Origin of the sequence: Chryseobacterium sp. MP_3.2, assembly GCF_035984805.1 — a bacterium.
GTDB lineage: Bacteria > Bacteroidota > Bacteroidia > Flavobacteriales > Weeksellaceae > Kaistella.
The window spans coordinates 293,098-315,659 of record NZ_JAXCHW010000001.1 but is presented as its reverse complement, the minus strand read 5'-3'; the positions used below and the strand labels follow the sequence as shown (position 1 = coordinate 315,659).

The window sequence follows — 22,562 nt, the reverse complement described above, 5'->3', positions numbered from 1 at the left end:
CAGTTATCTTATTAAAGCTCAAAATTTGAACTTTAATACAATTAATAGCCTAAACGTTTTGCAGCTACTTGAAAACTCAACTACAAGATTAACTCCATCTCATTCCAAAACAGCGGTGATACAGGTAGGGAACAATAATCGAGCTTCAATCTATGATAAAAGTAAAAAAAGTGATTTGATTATTCGGCAAACTGGAGATTTTAATACAACCAAACTTACCAACACGAACCTAAATCTTGAGAATAATCAAAAGGTAAATGTGGAAGGAAGTAACAATTATATTGATGTGACCGGAAACAATAGCAATTCGAAAGAGATGCAAATCAATCTAAAATCAAATGACAAAATGATATTCGTGAGACATTATTAACTTAAAAATCTACATATGAAAAATTTCAATTTCAAATTATGTATTGTCCTTTTTACATTTTCTACCATTTTCATAGATGCACAAGATATAAAAGGAATAACTGCAACAATTGATACCGATAATTTAGAGGGCAGCTTAAATCTTAAAGCAGTGGTGAAAAATGAGAGTCAAGTTCATCAATCACTTAATTACATATTCTTAGCTGTAAAAAAAGACCGAAAGAAAAATATGTCGTCCTCTCAGCAGCAAAACAAATTCACTCTACTTCCGAATGAAACAAGAATTCTTTCGGAAATTTCTATTAATGTGAACAAAGAAGACGGTTTAAAAGTTTACCTCTTTATTAAAGATGAGAAAACGATGAAAGTTATCGCAAAGGACAGTTTAGAAATGAACACGAAGAGTTTTGCAGATAATATTTCCTATGAAAAAAAAACGGATGAGGAAAGTATGATGATGAAAAGTGTTGTCATTAATGACACAAAAACCCGAGTAGGAGATGATTTTTACAGCAGACTATATTCTTTATTATTAGTGAATTCTATAGTGTTTAATTTTCGAGTAAGTGTTACAGAAGTTCGTTTTACAGGAAATAATACCCAATTGCAAATTTTTGCAGATGATGAAAACATTCTCGCTTTCATGGCTCGACCAGATGAGGATTACATCGAAAATGCCGTAGAACAAACGCTTGAGAAACTAATTAAATTCAATGATGATAGAAAAGTTGAAGACAAGGGTTTTATTTATTAACTAAAATTAAAAGAGTGATGAACGCAATTATTTTTTATTTGGTATTAGGGACTGGTTTCGCTTCAGCGCAGCAGTTTTCTTACAAACCAATAAATCCTGCTTTTGGCGGTGATACCTTTAATTACCAATGGCTTCTGAGTTCAGCGGTAACTCAAAATCAATTTAAGGGAGTAAATTCTTCCTTTGATCGGGAAAGTAGTTTAGACAGCTTTACAGAAAGTTTAAACAGGCAGCTGCTAAGTCAATTGTCCTCAAAACTCTTTGGTGATCAATTCGGAGATGGAAATTTAAAACCGGGAAATTACACTTTCGGTTCTATGTACATACAAGTTACACAGACAGACAAAGGATTAATAGTAAAAATTTTAAATACAACAACAGGTGAACAATCAGAAATTATAATCCCGAACTAAAGAATTAATATCATGAAATATCTATTAACAATCAAAATTATAATCCTCCTTATTCTATTACGTTTTTTTATGAGTTGCAGCACGATGATGAACCTTCCTGCGGAAGGTGAACCTTCCACACTTGGAGAAATGACGCCTTATACCAAACAACTTAAAGATTTACCAGCACCAGATGAAAAAATAGTAATAGGAGTTTATAAATTTAAAGACCAAACCGGACAATACAAATTGGCCGAAAATGGCAGTAATTGGAGTACAGCAATTCCACAGGGTACCACATCTATATTGTTGAAAGCCCTGGAAGATAGTAAATGGTTCAGACCTATAGAAAGAGAGAATATTGGAAACCTGTTAAACGAAAGACAAATTATTCGCTCTACAAGAAAAGAATATGAAGTTGCAAAAGATGGCAAAACAATTATTAGTGATCAACTACCACCACTACTCTATGCTGGTATTTTGCTAGAAGGTGGTATTATTTCATATGACACTAATGTGATGACCGGTGGAATTGGTGCAAGATATTTCGGAATTGGCGGCGGAACTCAATATCGCCAAGATCGGGTTACTGTATACGTTCGAGTGGTTTCCAGTATGACTGGGGAAATTATGAAGACTATTTACACTTCAAAAAACATTCTTTCTACTACTGTAAATGGAAGCTTTTTTAGGTATATCGATACGGATAGAATTCTAGAAGCTGAAATGGGTTTTACCCAGAATGAACCCGTAAGTTTAGCTGTAACGCAAGCAATTGAAAAAGCGGTTTACAGCTTAATTTTAGAAAGTATAGAAGACGGTACATTCCGGATCGAGGCAAGGCATGAAAAGGAGATTACAAAACTTTTAGAAAAATATCATGCAGAGCAAGCCAAAAATACCAGTCAATTAGTCGGCAACAAATTCGAAGATAAAGAACGAACTAAAGCTTCACTTTTCTTAATGGCGAATGGCGATCTAATCAAAGGTGATTATCAAGATCCTAAAATGAATATTGGAGCTAAAGCTGGTTTTAAATATTTTCTTAATGAACATTTTAATGCAGAATTAAGCGTTGGATTTCAAACATTAGAAAATAAGGGAATTGTCAAGAATAATTTTATGTACACCGATATAAACATAGAATATCTCCTATTACCAAAATTTAGTATTTCTCCCTATGCCTATGTTGGACTTGGATCTACGTTTAATGGCAAAAAATTCTTTAAGTACCAAATTGGCGGTGGTTTAGAATATTTAATTGGGTCTAATTTAGCAATTAGACTCAATGCGCAATATGACGTAGGATTTGATGACACTTGGGATGATTTTGCGAATGGTAAAATCAATGATCAGGCACTACATTTAGGAGTTGGAATTAATTTCTATATAAAGCAAGCCAATAAATTCAGCAAAAAATAATAAATTATGAAAACTCAATTATTGATTTTAATAAGTATTCTTCTTTTTCTTTGCTGTAATTCTTGCAGTGAAGATTTGGTAGGAAAATCTACCACAGGCACAATTTCTGGAAAAGTTGTGCAGAGAGGAACAAACACGCCATTGGCAAATGTGAAAATATATACATCTCCTACTACTCAAACTGTTTTCAGCGGTACGGATGGAATTTTTATTTTGGAAAATGTCCCACTTGGTGATTACTCTGTAAAAGCAGAAATCACAGGATATCTTTCTACTTTTCAAGGGGTGAATGTTACCACAGAAGGCACGGTAACACTTGTTTTTGAAATGTCAGATGACAATTCATTGAATTCTCCACCCTCGGTTCCCCAACTATTAACTCCAGGTGATTTATCAGACAATCAACCAACATCTGTGAATCTAACGTGGGCAAGTACCGATCCTGACCCTGCAGATTCTCTTAAATTAAAGTTTCGAGTTATTGTAAAAAACAGTCTGAACAATACCGTTTTTGAAAAACAAGATGTAAAAACAAAAAGTTATACGCTAGAAAATTTAATTTATGGCGTTACTTATTTTTGGCAAATTGCAGCTAGTGATGCACTAAACCCAGAAGTTTATAGTGAAATTCGGCAATTTAAAGTTTCAGATAAGCCAAATAATAGATTTCATTTTGTTAGAAAATCAGGTTCAAATTTTTTCATTATTTCAAGTAATGCAGCTGGACAAAATTTTCAACTTACTCCTTCCACTGTAAATAGTTGGCGACCTAAATTAAATAATGATGCTAATCTAATTGCATTTTTAAGAACGGTATCTGGTAACACGCAAATTTTCACTACCAAAAAAGACGGCTCAAATTTATTGCAGGTTACAAATACACAACCTGTTCTTGGTTACAATTATGAAGATCTAGATTTTTCATGGAAAACTAATGGCAGTGAACTAATTTATCCAAGCTTCAATAAATTATATAGGATTAATAAAGATGGAAGCGGTCTTAATTTAATCTACACTACTGCAGACGGAAACTTTATCACGGAATGTGACTGGAGCAATGATGGTACAAAAATAGCCATCAAAACAAATGATGTAGATGGTTACAATGTTAAAATATTGATTATTGATCCACTTGGAAATCTTTTAAAAACAGTTCTTACTGGCGAAAATGGCGCTGCAGGTGGTCTTAATTTTTCTATTACTGGTGAACGTCTTCTTTACACTCGTGATTTTTCTGGTTACGAAAATTCTAACCACAGAATTCTTGATTCTAGAATTTTTATGTTTAATCTGACTTCAGATACAAATGTAGACCTTTCAACGCTAAGCAGAAAACCCTTGGGCTCGAATGATTTAGATCCAAGATTTTCTCCAAATGATGCTGAGGTAATCTTTGTCAATACATCTAATGATGGAATTTCGGAAAAATCAATATTTAAATTGACTTTCAACACAACCAATATAGAATATCTTAGAGAAATAATTTTTCCAGAAGCAGAGATGCCAGACTGGGAATAAATTAAACTAAAAAGAGTTGAAGGTAAAATCTTCAACTCTTTTTTTTATATGAAATTTACTACTCCACTAAATGATTTTCCATTGCAAATTTCACTAGTACGGAAGATTTGTTGATATTAAATTTAAGCATCATATTTCTTCTATGTGTTTCTACAGTATTGGCACTAATAAATAATTTTTCTGCAATTTCCTTAGAGCGTAAGCCGTCACATATAAGTTGTAAAACATCTTTCTCGCGATTTGTAATTTCTCCTGCAATTTGGTGACTTGTAGAATTTTGGTGATTTTGTTCCGCATGGCATAAACAATCAATCAACATTGTTTTTATCTGATCACTTACAAAAATTTTTCCCTTAATAATATGTTTAAATGCTACTAAAAATTCATCGATTGAGCAGGTGCTACCCAAATAGGCCTTTATTCCTTTGTCAAAAAGCTTCTTTATCATTTTTGCATCTGGATTTAAAGCATGAATCAAAATTTTGAGAGAAGGATTAAGTGTTAAAAACCGCTCAACTTCTAAACTAATATCTTGGCAGCTCGCGCCAGATGTATTGATTAGCAAGATGCAGTCTTCTTCAAGTAAATGATTCGACAGCACACTAAAATTTGAAAATATTAAAATTTCATAGCCTTTTGTTACAGTGCTCTTTTCTAAGCAAGACTTCATGCAATCAAGATTTAGCTGTTGATTATCATAAATAATAATTTTTAACCTCATTGTGTTGTAGTTTTATTCAAATATAATCAAATAAACAGTTTAAAAAATGTGAAATTCACCCTTTTTTAACTAAATAAAAGAGAATATAAAATTCGTCAATTTCACAACCATCCATTACAAATGATTATGAATTAATTATTTATATCACTTTAACAACAAGTTTTTGGTATATGCTATTATTTAATTCAGAAAAATTTCATATTTCTGCAAATCATTAAAAATTTCTATTAAATCACCATTCACATTGACAGAGGTTTGTAAACTTTTCAACTCAATCTGGCTTTCATCAGTAGGATTTTTAACATAAAAATTGAGTTTGTGCTCTCCTTTATTTTCAGAAAAATTATTTTTAAAGAATTCAATATCTTCTCTGCGTAAATCATTAATGTCTAAAACAACGGTCATTTGCTTTGCAAATTTTTCAAAGGCATCTTTTAAATCGATCACTTCTGCTACATTCACGAAAACTCGTCCATCTTTCGCGCTAGAAAATTTGACTTTGAAAATTACAAAACGCTGCACATCAATTTTATCCCGAAGTTTCATGTAATCGCGGTCGCCTAAACGAAAACTATAACTTCCGCTGTAATCTTCTAAATTTACAAATGCTAATTTTTCTCCACTGTTTTTTCCATCCTTCACGGTATATTCCGTGACTAATCCTGCAACCATAAATTCAGGCGTATTGTTACGGATTGCTTGTTTATCTTTCCAGCTGAGTTTGTCATCATTAAATAAATCTGGCTGCTCCACGGCGAAAACATTGTCTTTGTAAGAATCAATTTCATCCAAATTAAGGAAATTGAAATTACCTTTTGGTTCCACTTTTTTCGTGAATTCTTCAATCAAAAGCTCTTCCTCTCCCGCCATTACCTCTGGAGAAATATCTAAAATTTCATCATCGGAATCCAAATCTTCAAGGGGAACAATTACATTTTCTAACTCAATAAGTTCCTCTTTTTTACCCTCTAAAATATGCTTTTTGCTCAGTGCACCCTGAATAAAATGAAATTGATATTTATATTCATCAAGCGGATGAGCAGATAAATAAAAGCCAATAATTTCCTTTTCCTTGTTGAGTTTATGCATATTTTGCCACTCCACTGCAGGATTAATTTTCGGTGGTTCAATCTTCACTTCATCCGCGAAATCTGCAAATAAAGAATTTTCAATTTCATTGATATTGTCTTGAAAACTTTGACCATATCGAATTAATTTTTCAATATTCGTTTTTCCACTATTATCGATGTCAAAATATTGTGCTCTATGGTAACCATCTACTTCATCGAAAGCGCCTGCTACTACTAAACTTTCTGCAACTCTTTTGTTCATTTGCGAACTTGGAATTTGCTCGAAGAAATTGTAAACAGAATTGAACCGTCCCGCTTTTCTCGCATTCACAATCGCTTCACTTGGACCTTCCCCAATGCCTTTAATCGCACCTAAACCAAAACGAATTTGTCCTTTTTCATTCACCGCAAAAGCATATTGCGATTCATTCACATCGGGACCTAAAACATCAACCCCAATACTTTTGCAATCCTCCATGAATAAAGTGATTTGCTTGGTATTATTGATATTGTTAGACATGACACTTGCCATGTATTCTGCCGGATAATTCGCCTTTAAATAAGCAGTTTGATAAGCAATTAAGGCATAACAAGTAGAGTGAGATTTATTAAAAGCATACTCCGCGAAAGCTTCCCAGTCTTTCCATATTTTGTTGAGTTTGGTTTCGTCAAGATTATTTATTTTTCCACCTGCAATGAATTTAGGATACATTTTATCCAAAACATCGCGTTGTTTTTTACCCATCGCTTTCCGCAAGGTATCGGCTTCACCTTTCGTAAAGTTCGCCAGTTTCTGAGAAAGTAACATTACCTGTTCTTGATAAACCGTGATTCCGTAGGTTTCTTTTAAGTATTCCTCTGTTTCTTCCAGGTCGTAAACCGTTTCTTCTACTCCATTTTTCCGGTTAATAAAATTTGGAATATATTTAATTGGACCAGGACGGTACAAAGCATTCATCGCAATGAGATCCGCGAACTCTGTTGGTTTCAGCTCGCGCATGTATTTTTGCATTCCAGGACTTTCATACTGAAAAATACCCACGGTTCTACCCTCTTTGAACAATTGAAAAGTCTTTAAATCATCTAAAGGAATTGTGTCTGGATCGATGTCTATTCCATGTTTTTCTTTGATCAGTTTAATGGCGTGTTTAATGATGGTCAAAGTCCTTAAACCCAAGAAATCCATCTTCAACAATCCTGCATTTTCTGCCACGGAATTGTCAAACTGAGATACCAAAATATCTGCATCTTTTGACGCGATGGTGATGGGAACTAAATTAGAAATATCTTCGGGCGTAATAATGACTCCACACGCGTGAATTCCCGTATTTCTAATGCAACCTTCCATTTTTTGGGCGGCAGAGAGAACATCAAAGCGGTCATCTTTTGGATTGGCTAAAATGTCTTTCATTTCCTGCGCCAATACCTTGTCTTCGGGCTGTAGTTTGTCAAATTTCGCAAAGGCTTTCGCGATATTCATTCCTGGTGTAGAAGGAATCAATTTTGCAATATTGTTTGTCTCAAAAATCGGCAGATCCAAAACCCGGCCCGCATCTTTAATTGCTGATTTTCCGCCTAAAACGGAATAGGTAATAATTTGGGCTACATTATTTTTTCCATATTTTTCTACGACCCATTTGATGATTTTATCTCGTCCTTCATCATCAAAATCGATATCAATATCGGGCATTGAAACCCTTTCTGGATTCAAAAATCGCTCAAAAAGCAAGTCATATTTAATGGGATCTACATTCGTAATCCCTGTACAATAAGCCACTGCAGATCCCGCCGCGGAACCACGACCTGGACCCACCCAAACTCCCATATTTCTGGCTTCATTACAAAAATCCTGTACAATCAAAAAGTAACCGGGATAACCCGTGTTGGCGATAACTTCTAATTCAAAATCTAATCGCTCCTTAATTTCATCCGTAATGGTTTCGTATCTTTTTGCAGCACCTTCATAAGTGAGAAATCTTAAATAGGCGTTCTCTCCTCTTTTACCACCATCAGTTCTATCATCTTCACTCAAAAACTCTTCTGGAATTGCAAATTCTGGCAGTAACACATCACGTGTTAAAGTGTAGGATTCAAACTTTTCAAAAAATTCATCATAAGCTTCAAAAGCATCCGGAAACTGTCGGAAACTTTGCTTGATTTCTTCTGTATTTTTGATGTAAAATTCTTGCGAAGGCAAACCTCTGCGTTTTCCAAAACCTTTACCAACAGGTGAAGTTAATTTTTCTCCATCTTTGATACAGTACAGAATATCTTGAATATGAGCGTCGGATTTTTCCGTATAAAATGTTTCATTCTGGGCCAAAATTTTCACCTCATGCTTTTCCGCGAAAGTCAACAAAACATCATTTAAATATTGCTCTTCTTCAATTTCATGATTTTGAAGCTGCACATAGAAATCATTTTGAAAAGTATCTTTCCACCATTGAAAAACTTCTTCTCCTTTTTGTTCTCCAAATTCCAAAATAGTATTCGGAATATCTCCGAATGTTCCAGAACTTACGGCAATTAAATCTTCTTTGTATTCTGCAATCATCTTTTTAGATATCCTTGGAACTCCGAAATAAAAACCGTTCACATATCCTAAACTGGAGAGTTTCGCAAGGTTTTTATAGCCCTTAAAGTTCTTTGCCAAAAGCACCATGTTCGTTCTGCGATCGGGGTCATCTTTGGTAAATTGCTTCTGATCTGGTCTTCCAGAAACATAAAATTCACACCCAATGATGGGAATAAGTGGTTCTTTCCGAGGTTCAATCTCTGAAAAATCACTTCTTTCCACTTCTGCTTTTTTCTTTTTTCCCAAATATTCTGCGTGCGCATTTTTGATCCCCTTGTTTGTTTTCTCGACCTCAGAAATAAATTTGAAAGCGCCCATCATATTTCCTAAATCCACTAAGCCAACCGCCGGGAAATTATTATCTAAAGCTTTTTTAATTAAGTCTTGCAAATGAGAGGAAGCCTGAAGAGAGGAATAAATGCTGTGGTTATGAAAATTAAAATAGCTGCCAATTTCAATGTCTTCGGACGTATCAAAAGATGCTTTCTTTTTTTTCTTAGAATCTGCAACTTGCCTGCGAATAACAATTGGAAAAGGTTGAATGGGAATGGATTGATTTTCCCGGAAATTCTGAAGTTCTGCTGTACTTAGCTTAATTTCTGTAGCGGGAATAATTCCCACACGCATCATTTCAAAGAAAACCTGCGCCGTAGCATTTACATCGGCTGCAGCATTGTGCGCTTCGTCAAATTTTTCCCCATATAATTTTTCGTAGAGTTCTTCTAACTTCGGAGACTTGTACCTTCCACTTTTCCCACCACCAAGTTGACAAAAGTTTGTACCAAGTTTCATGGTATCGGCTGTTGCAATCTCAGCTAAAAAATTGCTGATTTGTTTTCGGAAAAATTCCGCTCCCACAATGTTATTATCAAAAATGATATTGTGTCCCACAACCACTTCAGCTTTATCTAATACCTGCTGAAATTCTCGCAAAACATCTTGCAAAACACGGCCTTCTTCAGTGGCCATCTTTGTAGAGATTCCATGTATTCTTTGAGAAGAAAAGGGAATGTCAAAACCTTCTGGTTTGATGATATAGTCTTGATTTTCCAGTAATGTTCCGTCCTTCGCATGCAGCTGCCACGCAATTTGAACCATTCTGGGCCAATTGTCCGAATCTGTTAAGGGAGCGTTGAAATTTTTAGGTAAACCGGTGGTTTCAGTATCAAAAACTAAGTACATTAAAGAAGGAATTTTGGTAAAATTAAGGTAAAATTAGTTTAAAAAAAAGTTGAGATTTTAGAAATTATTTTGCTCATGTATTCATAAATATTTACCCTTTAATTTCAAGTATTTCTAAATTTTGTTTAAAAAAACAGATGCAATACACGATAAATTTTTAACTTAGTGAGAAATTATTTAATCATGAAAAAACTACTATTTTTGGCTGTCGTTGGATTATCCATGACATCAAACACTGCAAATGCTCAAGGATCTGACCCTTATTTAGGTCAAATTGCTTTTGTGGGCTTTAATTTTGCACCAAATGGATGGGCAGAATGCAACGGACAATTATTATCTATTGCACAAAATTCTGCTTTATTTTCATTATTGGGAACAACCTATGGAGGAAACGGACAAACAACGTTCGCATTACCGGATATGCGCGGAAGGATGGTCATTCATGCTGGACAAGGTCCGGGATTAACAGTTTATTCGCAAGGTGAAATTGGAGGTCAAGAAAATGTGACTTTAACTACGCCACAAATTCCCGCTCACAGTCACGGAATTGTGGCAGTAACAGATGAGGGAAATCAATCTTCACCTACCAATAATTTACCTGCAAATACCAAAACTTTGGATAAGGAATATTCCAGTTTGGCAGGAAATACAACCATGAAAAGTTCAATGGTTTCTCCAACTGGAGGAAGTCAGCCCCATGAAAACAGATCACCATTCCTTACATTGAAATGCATCATCGCATTACAAGGAATTTATCCTTCAAGACCCTAAGTTATGAGAAAATTAAAAATTCTTGCGGTAATATGTTTGGCACCGTATGGTTTTGGTCAAACGATAGACTTTAAAGGCTGTATTCCCTTGTTCGAAAATCAAACCTACACCTTTACGAAGAGTGGAGATGATGCGTTTGGTAAAAAAATTTATATTACAACTCCTATAACCGGTGATCAGGATTGCGGCGGTTTAGGAACTTGTGAATTTAAATTACAATGGAACAATACCAATAGCAGATGGGAATTTCTGGCGGACAGTGGAAACGGAGATTTTGTAAACCCGTTTTTGATTTATTATAATGCTACTGGTAATTCTGCGGCAATAAATCCACCAAGTATCTCGGTGGGAACTTGGGTCGAAAATTCTGCCGTTACAAATGGTGAATGCGCTGGAAATTTAACAAATGCGAATGCGACGATGACGGGAGATGTTCATACGACCGTTCTGGCCCTAAATGAATTTGATAATATAAAGATTACCATCTATCCAAATCCAGCAACAGAATATATCAACATCATCGGTTTGGAAAATATAAAATCTGTAAAAATAATTGCTGCTGATGGAAAAATAGTTTCAAAAACGTTTGATTCTGCTAAGATTGATATTTCAAAAACACCTTCAGGAGTTTACTATGTTGAAATACAAACAGATCTCTCTATTATTAAAAGAGTTAAGTTTATAAAAAAGTAGATAGAAAAATAGGTTAGAAAACTCTTGTAGCGATACAGGAGTTTTTTGTTTTCAGACTTGGATTTTCCCTGCATAGAAATATTCAATTATACTGCATTTCTTCTATCGCAAAAATTTTTATCTTTGTTAACTATGGAAATTGATACAAAAAAAAGTGTTTCAAAAGAGATTTTGCTTAAAGCATTTAATCACATGATGATTGCGAAAGCAACGGCAGATGTTTACGAAGAAAATAGAAATATTTGCAAATATGTTCACTCCACTTCCCGCGGTCACGAAGCAATTCAGCTAGCAACTGCTTATCAACTGACGAAAGAAGATTGGGTTTCTCCTTATTATCGGGATGAAAGTATATTGCTCGGAATAGGTTTTGAACCGTATCAATTGATGCTGCAGTTATTGGCAAAAGCAGAAGATCCATTTTCTGGCGGTCGTTCTTATTACTCGCATCCCTCAAGTCGGGAGGAAAATTTACCTAAAATTATTCACCAAAGTTCTGCAACCGGAATGCAGGCAATTCCTACAACCGGAGTTGCGCAGGGAATTAAATATATTCAGGAGTTTAAATTACAAGAATTTGAAAATAATCCTGTGGTAGTTTGCAGTTTCGGAGATAATTCTGTGACGGAAGGTGAAGTTTCGGAAGCTTTTCAATTTGCCGCCCTGCATCAGTTGCCAATTATATTTTTGGTTCAGGATAATGAGTGGGGAATTTCGGTAACGAAAGAAGAAGCCAGAACATCAGATGCTTATGATTTTGCCGCAGGATTTGTGGGATTAAATCGGATGAAAGTGGATGGAACTGATTTCGAGGCCAGTTTTGAAGCCATGAAAAAAGCCGTCGATTTTGTAAGAGCAGAAAGAAAACCCATTTTGGTTTGTGCAAGTACCGTTTTAATTGGACATCACACTTCTGGAGTTCGACGAGAATTTTATCGGGAGGAAGAAGATCTGGAAAAACACCGCGCAAAAGATCCGGGAAACATTTTACGAAATAGATTATTAGAAGAAGGAGTTGAGGAAGAACTTTTAAAACAAATCGAAAAGGAAGCCCGCTTGCAAGTGGAATCCGACTTTCAAAAAGCCATCGAAGCGGAAGATCCGAAACCTGAAACGGTAGAAGATCACGTCTTCGCGCCGACTCCAATTACAGAAGAAGTTGGGCAGCGAGAAGGCGAAAATTCAGAAAAAATTGTAATGGTTGATGCCGCCATTCACGCGATTCAGGAAATCATGTGGAAACATCCGGAAGCTTTATTATATGGACAAGATGTGGGCGAAAGAATTGGGGGCGTTTTCCGAGAAACGGTGACTTTAGGAAAAAAATTCGGAAATAAAAGAGTTTTTAATACGCCGATTCAGGAAGCATACATTATTGGATCTACGGTTGGTATGAGCGCAGTTGGGTTAAAGCCCATCGTGGAAGTTCAGTTTGCCGATTATATTTATCCCGGCATCAACCAGTTGATTACTGAAGTTTCAAAATCAAATTATTTAAGCAACGGAAAATTTCCAGTAAGTAATATTATCCGCGTTCCCATTGGCGCTTATGGCGGTGGTGGGCCTTATCACAGCGGAAGTGTGGAAAGTATTTTGGCCAATATTAAAGGAATAAAAATCGCGTATCCAAGTAATGCCGCAGATTTTAAGGGTCTTTTAAAAGCCGCCTATTACGATCCAAATCCAGTTATCATGTTGGAGCATAAAGGTTTGTATTGGAGCAAAGTTCCGGGAACAGAAGAGGCAAAAACCATCGAACCCGCGGAAGATTATATATTACCTTTCGGAAAAGGAAATATTCTTTTAGAAGCCGATCAAACCGAAACTGAAAAAGGCAGAACAATGCTCATCGTGACCTACGGAATGGGGGTTTATTGGGCAAAAGAAGCGGCGAAAAATTTCGCTGGAAGAGTTGAAATCATCGATTTGAGAACTTTAATTCCTTTGGATGAGAAATTGGTTTTTAAACGTGCGAAAATTCACGGAAAATGCTTGGTTCTCACAGAAGAGCAAATTCAAAATTCCTTTGCGGAAGCTTTTGCACATCGTATTTCCAAAGCGTGTTTCAAGTTTTTAGATGCGCCGGTTGAAGCCATGGGATCCTTGAATTTACCAGCCGTTCCGATTAATTTAATTTTAGAAAAAGAAATGCTGCCCAATGCGGAGAAGGTTTCTGAAAAAATAAAAGAGATTTTAAATAATTAAAGAAGAAGGCACCGAACTTAATCGGTGCTTTTTTTGTTAAATTTTTTTGGTTCTATAATTCGAAGGCCACAATTTTTGCAAAATATTTAGGTATTTTTGTGCAAACGCTATAAAAATGTCCGAGAATATCGCCCAAAAAATTGAAGAGCTGAGAGCAGAACTTCATCAATATAATTACGAGTATTACATTCTAGATCAATCTTCAATTTCCGATTTTGATTTCGATTCTAAGCTGAAGGAATTGCAGGATTTAGAAATTAAACATCCAGAATTTTACGATCCAAACTCTCCCACTTTGCGCGTTGGCGGAGAAGTCACGAAAAATTTTCCCACCATTCAACATCAGTTCAGAATGTTTTCTCTGGACAATTCCTATGACTTCGATGATTTAGAAGACTGGGAAAAACGCATCGTCAAAACCATTGACGACCCCGTAGAATTTGTGGCAGAATTGAAATATGACGGTGCTTCAATTTCTATTTTATATGAAAATGGTCGATTAATTCAAGCTGTATCGCGCGGTGATGGATTTCAAGGCGATGAAATTACAAATAACGTCCGCACGATTTCAGATATACCTTTAACCTTGAAAGGTGAATTTCCACCTCAATTTTTTATGCGTGGTGAAATTTACTTGACTCGAAAAAACTTTGATAAAATTAATGAACGCCGCGAAGAAGAAGGTTTGGATTTATTTATGAATCCTAGAAATACGGCAAGTGGAAGTTTGAAAATGCAAGATTCCGGCGAAGTACGCAAACGGAAGCTTTCGGCGGTTCTTTATCAATTTATATCAACGGAAATTCCGGCAGAAACGCATTGGGAACTTTTGCAAAATTCAAAAAAATGGGGCTTCAAAGTTTCAGATCAAGCCAAATTATGCAAGAATTTGGAGGAAGTGAAAGACTTTATTAATTCTTGGGATGAACATCGGCACGAGCTTCCTTTTGAAATAGACGGAATTGTTTTGAAAGTTAATTCTATAAAACAGCAATCGCAATTGGGTTATACGGCAAAATCCCCGCGTTGGGCGATGGCATATAAATTTAAAGCAGAAAAAGTAGAAACCGAATTGCAGACGGTAACTTATCAAGTGGGAAGAACGGGCGCCATTACTCCTGTTGCCAATTTGAAACCTGTTTTATTAGCTGGAACAATCGTAAAAAGAGCGAGTTTGCATAATGAAGATATTATAAAAAAACTTGGTTTACACGAGCATGATTTTGTTTATGTAGAAAAAGGCGGTGAGATTATTCCGAAAATTGTGGGGATTAATGAAGAGAAAAGAAAATTGGAGAGCCAGGAAATTCAATATATAACCAATTGTCCGGAATGTGGAACTGAATTGGTGAGGATTGAGGATCAGGCAATTCATTTTTGTCCGAATGATTTGCATTGTCCGCCGCAAGTGGTAGGTAGAATGATTCATTATGTTTCCCGAAAAGCTTTGGATATAGAAGGTTTAGGGGCTGAAACAATCGAGCAACTTTACCGCGCAAAGTTGGTGGAAAATCCCGCAGATTTTTATGCTTTAACCAAAGAACAACTACTTCCTTTGGAAAGAATGGCAGAAAAATCTGCCCAAAATATTATTGATGGTGTGGCGAAATCGAAACAAATTCCTTTCGAAAAGGTTTTGTTTGGAATTGGCATCAAACACGTGGGAGAAACTGTTGCGAAAAAACTCGCTAAAAATTTTAATACCATCGATGATCTTAAAAATGCAACGATCGAAGAATTAATCCAAGTGGAAGATATTGGGGGGAAAATCGCTGAAAGTATTGTGAAATTCTTTAATGATGCGGAAAATATTGCAATGATAGAACGCTTGAAATCTTATGGTGTTCAATTAGAAAAAGGAGAAACTACGAGTGAAGTGTTAAGCACTATTTTAGAAAATCAAACCTTTCTCTTTACTGGTAAACTTTCTCTCTTTACTCGTGAAGCGGCGGAGGAAATGGTAGAGAAACATGGCGGAAAAAACATTTCTGCGGTGTCCAAAAACCTAAATTATCTAATTGTGGGGGAAAAAGCAGGCAGCAAACTAAAAAAAGCCCAAGATATAGGAACCATCACCATTTTAGATGAACAAGAATTTTTAAATATAATTTCTGCCCCAATCTAAATCTTAAAGAAATTGGGAAAATATTGATTATGCGGTATTTACATGTATTCAAACATTTATGTTGTGAATACCATACGCTAATTCAAGAAAAATATTTTTATCGAAAATTTGAGAGATTGCGATATTTGTATTACATTGTAAAATTTACACCACAAAACACACTAATATTTCCATATTAGTTAAAAAAAGAAAATAATTTCCTCTAATCACTTTTGTATTACAATTTTATTTACATTTGATTTAATTATTAAATAAATATTGTCTTATGAAGAAACATGTATTTTCTGCAGGATTAATAATGCTGCTTATTTCTGGTTTAGCTTCCGCACAAGATTTTGTGAGTAAAAGGAACGTAGACATCAATGGCCGAGTTGATCTAATCACTTTCAATAGTGGTTTGAGCGCAAAATCAATGGACGTACCAGAACTTTTGAAAAAAAGTTTAGCGCTGGATAGTAAATCTACTTTGGTTAGCATCAAAACAGATTTAGATCCCTCAAGTACTTTCGTAGATGAAAAATTTCAATTGTATTATGAGGGAATCAAAGTTCAGTATGTAGTATACACTTTGCATTCTCAACATGGAAAAATGGAAAGCGTATCTGGAAATTTTTTTCCGATCAGTGATGTGACTACGAAACCAGCAATTAGCGCAAGTTCCGCCTTAAATTCGGCCCTTAAGCATACGAATGCGCAAAAGTACATGTGGGAAGACGCGGCGTATGTGAAAGAAAATTCATATAAGAAGCCAGATGGTGAATTGGTTTTAATCCCCATTGAGCAAAATGATGGTTCATTTAAATTACTTTTAGCTTATAAATTAGATATTTATGCGGTACAACCGTTAAGCAGAGAGTATGTTTACGTAGATGCATTGGACGGAAAAATCTTAATGACAGATGCGATCATCAAGCATGCTACTAACTTCTACGCGGATAAAAGCACTCCTCAAAATGAAGGCTCTGCAGAAAATCTATCTCCAGATCAAGTTAAATTAGCATTGGTATCTGGAACTGCAGCTACAAGATATAGTGGTACTCAAACAATTTCAACAACTTTAGTCGGAAGCAATTATACACTTCGTGATTCTTCTCGTGGAAGCGGAGTTTTTACTTATAATCTAAAAAAGGGAACTTCTTTAACTTCAACTGATTTTACAGATGCGGATAATAATTGGACTTCGGCAGAATATAACAACGCAGCTTTTGATAACGCAGCTTTAGATGCACATTGGGGCGTTTCTAGCACCTACGATTACTTTAAAAACACCTTTAATAGAAATAGTTATAACAATGCTGGAGCAGCTCTGAAAAGTTATGTTCATTACAGTTCTGCTTATGAAAATGCGTATTGGTCTGGATCTGCAATGGTTTATGGGGACGGAGCTTCTACTTTTTCTCCTTTAACTTCTTTAGATGTTACGGCTCATGAACTCGGTCACGCAGTTTGTGAATATTCAGCAAATTTGGTTTATAGTAGAGAATCTGGTGCGCTTAATGAAGGACTTTCTGATATTTGGGGAGCGGTAGTAGAAAATGCTTTTGCACCAACAAAACAAAACTTTCTTATTGGGGAAGATATCACCAAAGTTTCTCCATATTACTTAAGATCAATGAGCAATCCAAATTCTGGATTAAACGCGCAACCAGATACATATCTCGGTACTTATTGGAAAGCTGCGACAAGCAGTTGTACACCAACTTCAGCTAATGATCAATGTGGAGTGCATTATAACAGTGGGGTCTTAAATCATTTCTTCTATATTTTAACGCAAGGAAAATCTGGAACAAATGATATTGGGAATACTTATTCCGTAACAGGGATTGGTTTTGAAAAATCTGCAAAAATTATTTATCGATTAGAGACTTCTTATCTTTCTTCTACTTCTACGTACGCAAGTGTTTTAACGTATGCTATTCAATCTGCTAAAGATTTATATGGCGCAGATTCTCCTGAAGCCATTGCGACGCAAAATGCATTATACGCTGTAGGTTTAGGAAATGCTTATGCATCTGGGCCGATTGCCGATACTATAGCTCCATCTTCACCAGCAAATCTTGCTGCAAGTGGAACTACTGCGGTAGCAACCAATTTAAGTTGGACAGCTTCTACAGATAATGTTGGAGTAACTGGATATGATGTTTACAGTGGTGCAACTTTACTTGGAAACACAGCCTCTACTTCCGCTTCAATTACGGGATTAACAGCTTCTACAACTTACAGTTTTTCTGTAAAGGCGAAAGATGCAGCTGGTAATACTTCAGCTTCTAGTAATGTTTTATCTGTAACTACAGGAACCACTTCTACTCCGCCGGTTGCTTATTGTACATCCAAAGGAAATTCTACTTCTGATGAACAAATTGGTAAAGTGGCATTCGGAACAATCAGTAATACTTCAACAGGAACTGCAGGTTACGAAAATTTCACAACACTTATTACGGACGTAAATAAAGGAAGTTCTTACACGATTACAATTACACCAAAATGGACTTCAACTTCTTATAATGAAGGATACGCTGTTTTCATCGATTATAATCAAGATGGAGATTTCGTGGACGCAGGTGAAAAAGTTTTCTCCAAAACTGCTTCTAAAACAAATCCAGTTTTAGGATCCATTGCAATTCCAGCTTCTGCTTTATCAGGAAATACCAGAATGAGAGTTTCTATGAAATACAATGGAATTCCAGCCGCTTGTGAAACCTTCTCTTACGGACAAGTTGAAGATTATACTTTGAATATTAAAGCTGCAGGAACAGTTACTTCCCTGACGGATGTTAAGGTAAGCGGCGGAATTAGCATCTATCCAAACCCAGTGGTTGATGTATTGAATATTAACGCTGAAGGAAATTATTCTTACCAAATTTATTCTGAAATCGGACAAATGGTAATGAGTGGAGAATCCACCGAAAAATCCGTAAACGTAGGAAAATTAACTACGGGATTATACATCATCAATATTTTACAAGATGGCAAAACTACGAGTCATAAATTAATTAAAAAATAATTTATCGAGTATTGACTTCGGTCCAAGTCGGGAGAGATTTTTCTCCCGACTTTTTTTTGCCTTTTCCTTTCCCTCTAGCATCATTTTTCATTAAAAAGCATCAACAAAAATATGGGTATTAGAACTAAATAGTCCTCAATGATGCGCACTTTGAACTTATTCTTACCTAAAAAATCCTTACTTTTAAAAACAATTAATTCAATCGAGACAAAAATATTTATCATGAACATCAATCTTAGCCAAACTTCCTCTTCAGAAATAGCACAAAAATTTTCATTCTTTACTGAAAGCCAATGGGAAAGTGAAAAAAGAAAATTTTCCGATAATTTAGATGGAATTTTCTCTGGTAAATGCGAGGAGTCTTTCATCATTCTTGAGGAAAATACAATTCACTATTTGATCGGTTTAGGAAAAAATCCAAAAAATTTTCAAATTCAGGCTTCTGCAGAAACGTTTTCCTACAAATTCCGCAAAAAAATTAAAACGAAACCTACTTTTCTTCACATTGAAAATCGATCAAAAGAGGAGATCGAAAGTGTAGTTACAGGATTATTCTTGGGAACCTACGAGTATCCTTTTAAATCAGGACATCCCTTTTTCCAAGAGGGTTTTGAATTGATAATTGACGAATCTTCAAATACAGATATTGATCGTTTAAAATTAAAGGTTTCCGCCCTTTGCGAAGGTCAGTTTGCCTGTATGGAATGGCTCAATAAACCCCAAAATTTTAAAAGAGTTCCACATATCTCTGACTTTCTATCAGAAATTTCTCAGAAATATAATTTGAAACATACGGTATTCGACCGGGAAAAATCCGCTGAATTAAAGTTGGGCGCTTTTCTCTCCGTCAATCAAGGGAGTTCGCAAGATGCAGCTTTTACTATTTTAGAATACGATTCCGGAATCGAAAATTGTAAAACCATTGGTTTAGTTGGAAAGTGTGTACTTTTTGATACGGGTGGGATTTCCATCAAAGGCTCAGAAAATCTACACTACATGAAATCGGACATGGGTGGAGCAACGGCAGTCATTGGAACCATCATCGCAGCGGCAAAGATGAAACTTCCCCTCAATATTATTGCGATTTTACCAATTACAGATAACGCAGTTTCTAACACCGCATATATTCCAAGCGATGTTATTACGGCGTACAACGGAAAAACGATTGAAGTATTAAATACAGATGCAGAAGGAAGAATGACGCTTGCGGATGGTCTTTCTTACCTTTCAAAAAATTACAAAACAGATGTCCTCATTGATTTAGCCACACTTACGGGTAGTTCTGTTAGAATGTTTGGCGGTACTTGTGGCGCCTATTTTTCTAATAACGAAAATCTTAAAAAATCCCTGGAGAAATCTGGTGATGAAACCAATCAAAGGCTTTGGAACTTACCGCTCTGGGATGTTTGGGCAGATGATTTTAAATCTGATGTTGCGGATTATAAAAATATTTCTTCCAAACCTTTTGGGGACTGTATTGTTGCCGGAAAATTTTTGGAGCAATTTATAGACGGACATGAAAATTGGGCTCATTTGGATATTGCGGGTGTAGCTTTTGGAAATGTTCGCTATATGAAAGAAAAAGGGGCAACAGGGTACGGCGTGCAACTTTTGGTGGATTTTATGGAAAATTGTTAAGCTATTATTAGCATATATAAATTTTTCTCTGTATAATTGAAAGTGCTTTTCAATTATTCAATGTTTAGCGATAATCTATATTGATTATTTAATAAAAAAGGAATAGATTATTTGATTATTTACTAAAAGTTAAAAAACATTGTATGAAGGAGAAAGTTATCGTCTGCATATCTTGCTATTTTAAGGGGTATGACTTTATGGAGGAGATACATAATCTCGGCAATAAAGTTATTCTTATTACCTCAGAAAATTTTAAAGATAGAAACTGGCCTTGGCACGCAATAGATGAGGTGTACTATATGTCCGAGATTGAACCTTCAGTTTGGAATCTCAATCACTTGGTGGAGGGATTTTCACATTTACTCAAAACCAATAAAATAGACGCAGTTATCGCCTTAGATGACTATGATGTAGAAAAAGCCGCCCTAATCCGAGAAACTTTTAGAATTTCAGGAATGGGACAAACTACCCATCGATATTTTCGAGATAAACTTGCGATGCGTCAGAAAGCCAAAGATTCTGGAATTCAAGCTCCAGAATTTTCCGCCATTTTCAATGATGAGGTCATAAACGAATTTGCGGAAAGAGTTTCTCCACCCTGGGTTTTAAAACCGAGATCCGAAGCGTCTGCTACAGGTATTGTTAAGATAAAATCAAAAGAAGACTTGTGGCCTGCCATTAATAATTTAGGAGCAGAACGCCATCTTTTTCTGATGGAAAGTTTTAAACCTGGAGATGTTTTTCATGTAGACAGTTTAATTTATAATAGTGAAGTTATATTTACTTCCTCTTCTCAATATCTATCACCACCCATGGAAATTTCTCATGAGGGTGGTGTATTTCGCACGAAAACTTTAGGAAGATATTCTGACGAGTTTAAAATTCTGGAAAAAGAAAACGCAAGAATTATGAAAAGCTTTGGTTTGATAAATGGCGTTTCGCACACAGAATTTATTCGCGGTAAAGAAGACGGAAAATGGTATTTTCTTGAAACTTCTTCGCGTGTAGGTGGTGCCAATATCCCAGATTTGGTTGAAGCTTCTACAGGAATTAATCTTTGGCGAGAATGGGCAAGAATTGAAAACGCTCTTCTGAAAAATTTGTCTTATGAGATTGGCAAACCAACAGGTTTTGCGGCAGGTTTAATCATCGCCCTTGCAAAAGATAAATTGCCAGATTGTGAGAAATTTAAATGCGAAGAAGTTTCAAAATTCATTGTTTTAGATTATCACGTGGGCATAGTTTACAAATCAGAAAGTAAAGAAAAAATTGTTGAAAAATTAGACGAAGCAGCCGTGATAATCACCAGAGATTATCTTAATATCTTACCGCCTCGCGGAAAACCGAGTTCTTAAATCTTATTTTAATCTCTAAAGATTTTTCTTAAAAATATTTCAAAACTTAATTATGCCACAAATTCAACATACCGATTATTACTCCCATATTTTAGGAATGAGCCTAAAAGTAGAGGTCACTGGTCATTTCGGTCATCCTATAATAATGTTCCCCACTTCTGCGGGTCAATACACGCAGAATCATGATTTTAAATTGAATGATAGCATCGATTGGTTTGTTGACCAGGGGAAGGTGAAATTGTATAATATAGAAACCATTGATAAATTTAGTTTCTATGATAAAAACATCCACCCCTCAGAAAGAATTAGAAACTATGAATTGTACGTGCAGTTTATGATCAAAGAATTTGTTCCATATGTTCAAAAATTGCATTCCGAGCATCGGGTTGCCATTGCGGGAGCAAGTTTTGGCGGGTATCATGCAGCCAATTTCGCTTTCCGTTTTCCAGATGTTGTGTCGCACTTATTCTGTCTTTCCGGCGCATTTACAATCAGAAATTTCATGGATGGACACAGCAGTGATACGGTTTATTACAACTGTCCACGAGAATTTATGAAGAATGAGGAAGCTTGGAAATTTAAACACATGCACATTGTTTTAAGCACTTCAGATGAGGATATCTGTTTGGATCAAACTAAAGAAATGGCAGGAATTTTAGCTTCTCGCGGAATTAATCACTGGTACGATGAGCAAAAGTGGATCAGCCATGATTGGCCTTTGTGGAGGATGGTATTTCCAAATTTCATCGGACGATTCTTCAGCTGAAA

At 35.6% G+C, this 22,562-nt stretch carries 15 protein-coding genes; 13 read left to right on the top strand and 2 right to left on the bottom strand.

Translation table 11 applies throughout. The features are described from left to right. The first annotated feature begins 25 nt into the window (after positions 1–25). The 5 genes from RCH13_RS01455 to RCH13_RS01435 are packed head-to-tail and all read left to right on the top strand — an operon-like array spanning position 26 to position 4,455. On the top strand, positions 26–370 hold the full coding sequence (locus RCH13_RS01455) for a hypothetical protein (RefSeq protein WP_326985429.1): 345 nt from the start codon (positions 26–28) through the stop codon (positions 368–370). 15 nt (positions 371–385) lie between these two features. Further along, a complete protein-coding gene (locus tag RCH13_RS01450) occupies positions 386–1,123 on the top strand; it encodes a CsgE family curli-type amyloid fiber assembly protein (RefSeq protein ID WP_326985428.1) in 738 nt (245 codons plus the stop codon). Positions 1,124–1,140: 17 nt separating this feature from the next. Beyond that, the gene (locus tag RCH13_RS01445) at positions 1,141–1,536 is read left to right on the top strand and encodes a curli production assembly/transport component CsgF (protein ID WP_326985427.1); all 396 of its coding nucleotides are present in this window, start codon (positions 1,141–1,143) and stop codon (positions 1,534–1,536) included. 12 nt (positions 1,537–1,548) lie between these two features. Continuing rightward, positions 1,549–2,937 carry a CsgG/HfaB family protein gene (locus RCH13_RS01440; protein WP_326985426.1) on the top strand — a complete coding sequence of 463 codons (1,389 nt, stop codon included), beginning with the start codon at positions 1,549–1,551 and terminating at the stop codon, positions 2,935–2,937. Positions 2,938–2,943: 6 nt separating this feature from the next. After that, positions 2,944–4,455: a carboxypeptidase-like regulatory domain-containing protein gene (locus RCH13_RS01435; RefSeq protein ID WP_326985425.1), complete on the top strand. Its 1,512-nt coding sequence runs from the start codon at positions 2,944–2,946 to the stop codon at positions 4,453–4,455. Positions 4,456–4,513: 58 nt separating this feature from the next. On the opposite strand, the gene RCH13_RS01430 is transcribed toward RCH13_RS01435, so the two are convergent. Both RCH13_RS01430 and dnaE read right to left on the bottom strand, forming a co-directional pair. Further along, positions 4,514–5,176: a response regulator transcription factor gene (locus tag RCH13_RS01430; protein ID WP_326985424.1), complete on the bottom strand. Its 663-nt coding sequence runs from the start codon at positions 5,174–5,176 to the stop codon at positions 4,514–4,516. A gap of 180 nt (positions 5,177–5,356) precedes the next feature. After that, complete coding sequence (gene dnaE / locus RCH13_RS01425; protein WP_326985423.1) at positions 5,357–10,003, bottom strand: DNA polymerase III subunit alpha; 4,647 nt, start codon at positions 10,001–10,003, stop codon at positions 5,357–5,359. A gap of 183 nt (positions 10,004–10,186) precedes the next feature. Between dnaE and RCH13_RS01420 the strand changes: the two genes are divergently transcribed. The 8 genes from RCH13_RS01420 (at position 10,187) to RCH13_RS01385 (ending at position 22,560) form a co-directional block, all read left to right on the top strand. Further along, positions 10,187–10,774, top strand: a complete 588-nt coding sequence (locus tag RCH13_RS01420; protein ID WP_326985422.1) for a phage tail protein — start codon at positions 10,187–10,189, stop codon at positions 10,772–10,774. A 3-nt stretch (positions 10,775–10,777) separates the two neighbouring features. Continuing rightward, positions 10,778–11,467 carry a T9SS type A sorting domain-containing protein gene (locus RCH13_RS01415; RefSeq protein WP_326985421.1) on the top strand — a complete coding sequence of 230 codons (690 nt, stop codon included), beginning with the start codon at positions 10,778–10,780 and terminating at the stop codon, positions 11,465–11,467. A gap of 132 nt (positions 11,468–11,599) precedes the next feature. Next, on the top strand, positions 11,600–13,672 hold the full coding sequence (locus RCH13_RS01410; protein WP_326985420.1) for an alpha-ketoacid dehydrogenase subunit alpha/beta: 2,073 nt from the start codon (positions 11,600–11,602) through the stop codon (positions 13,670–13,672). Between the two features lie 115 nt (positions 13,673–13,787). Then, positions 13,788–15,797 carry an NAD-dependent DNA ligase LigA gene (gene ligA / locus RCH13_RS01405; protein ID WP_326985419.1) on the top strand — a complete coding sequence of 670 codons (2,010 nt, stop codon included), beginning with the start codon at positions 13,788–13,790 and terminating at the stop codon, positions 15,795–15,797. Between the two features lie 265 nt (positions 15,798–16,062). Beyond that, positions 16,063–18,801: a M4 family metallopeptidase gene (locus RCH13_RS01400; RefSeq protein WP_326985418.1), complete on the top strand. Its 2,739-nt coding sequence runs from the start codon at positions 16,063–16,065 to the stop codon at positions 18,799–18,801. A gap of 222 nt (positions 18,802–19,023) precedes the next feature. Next, the gene (locus tag RCH13_RS01395) at positions 19,024–20,439 is read left to right on the top strand and encodes a leucyl aminopeptidase family protein (RefSeq protein WP_326985417.1); all 1,416 of its coding nucleotides are present in this window, start codon (positions 19,024–19,026) and stop codon (positions 20,437–20,439) included. Positions 20,440–20,582: 143 nt separating this feature from the next. After that, on the top strand, positions 20,583–21,794 hold the full coding sequence (locus RCH13_RS01390) for an ATP-grasp domain-containing protein (RefSeq protein ID WP_326985416.1): 1,212 nt from the start codon (positions 20,583–20,585) through the stop codon (positions 21,792–21,794). Between the two features lie 52 nt (positions 21,795–21,846). Then, the gene (locus RCH13_RS01385) at positions 21,847–22,560 is read left to right on the top strand and encodes an alpha/beta hydrolase-fold protein (RefSeq protein ID WP_326985415.1); all 714 of its coding nucleotides are present in this window, start codon (positions 21,847–21,849) and stop codon (positions 22,558–22,560) included. Positions 22,561–22,562: the final 2 nt, after the last annotated feature.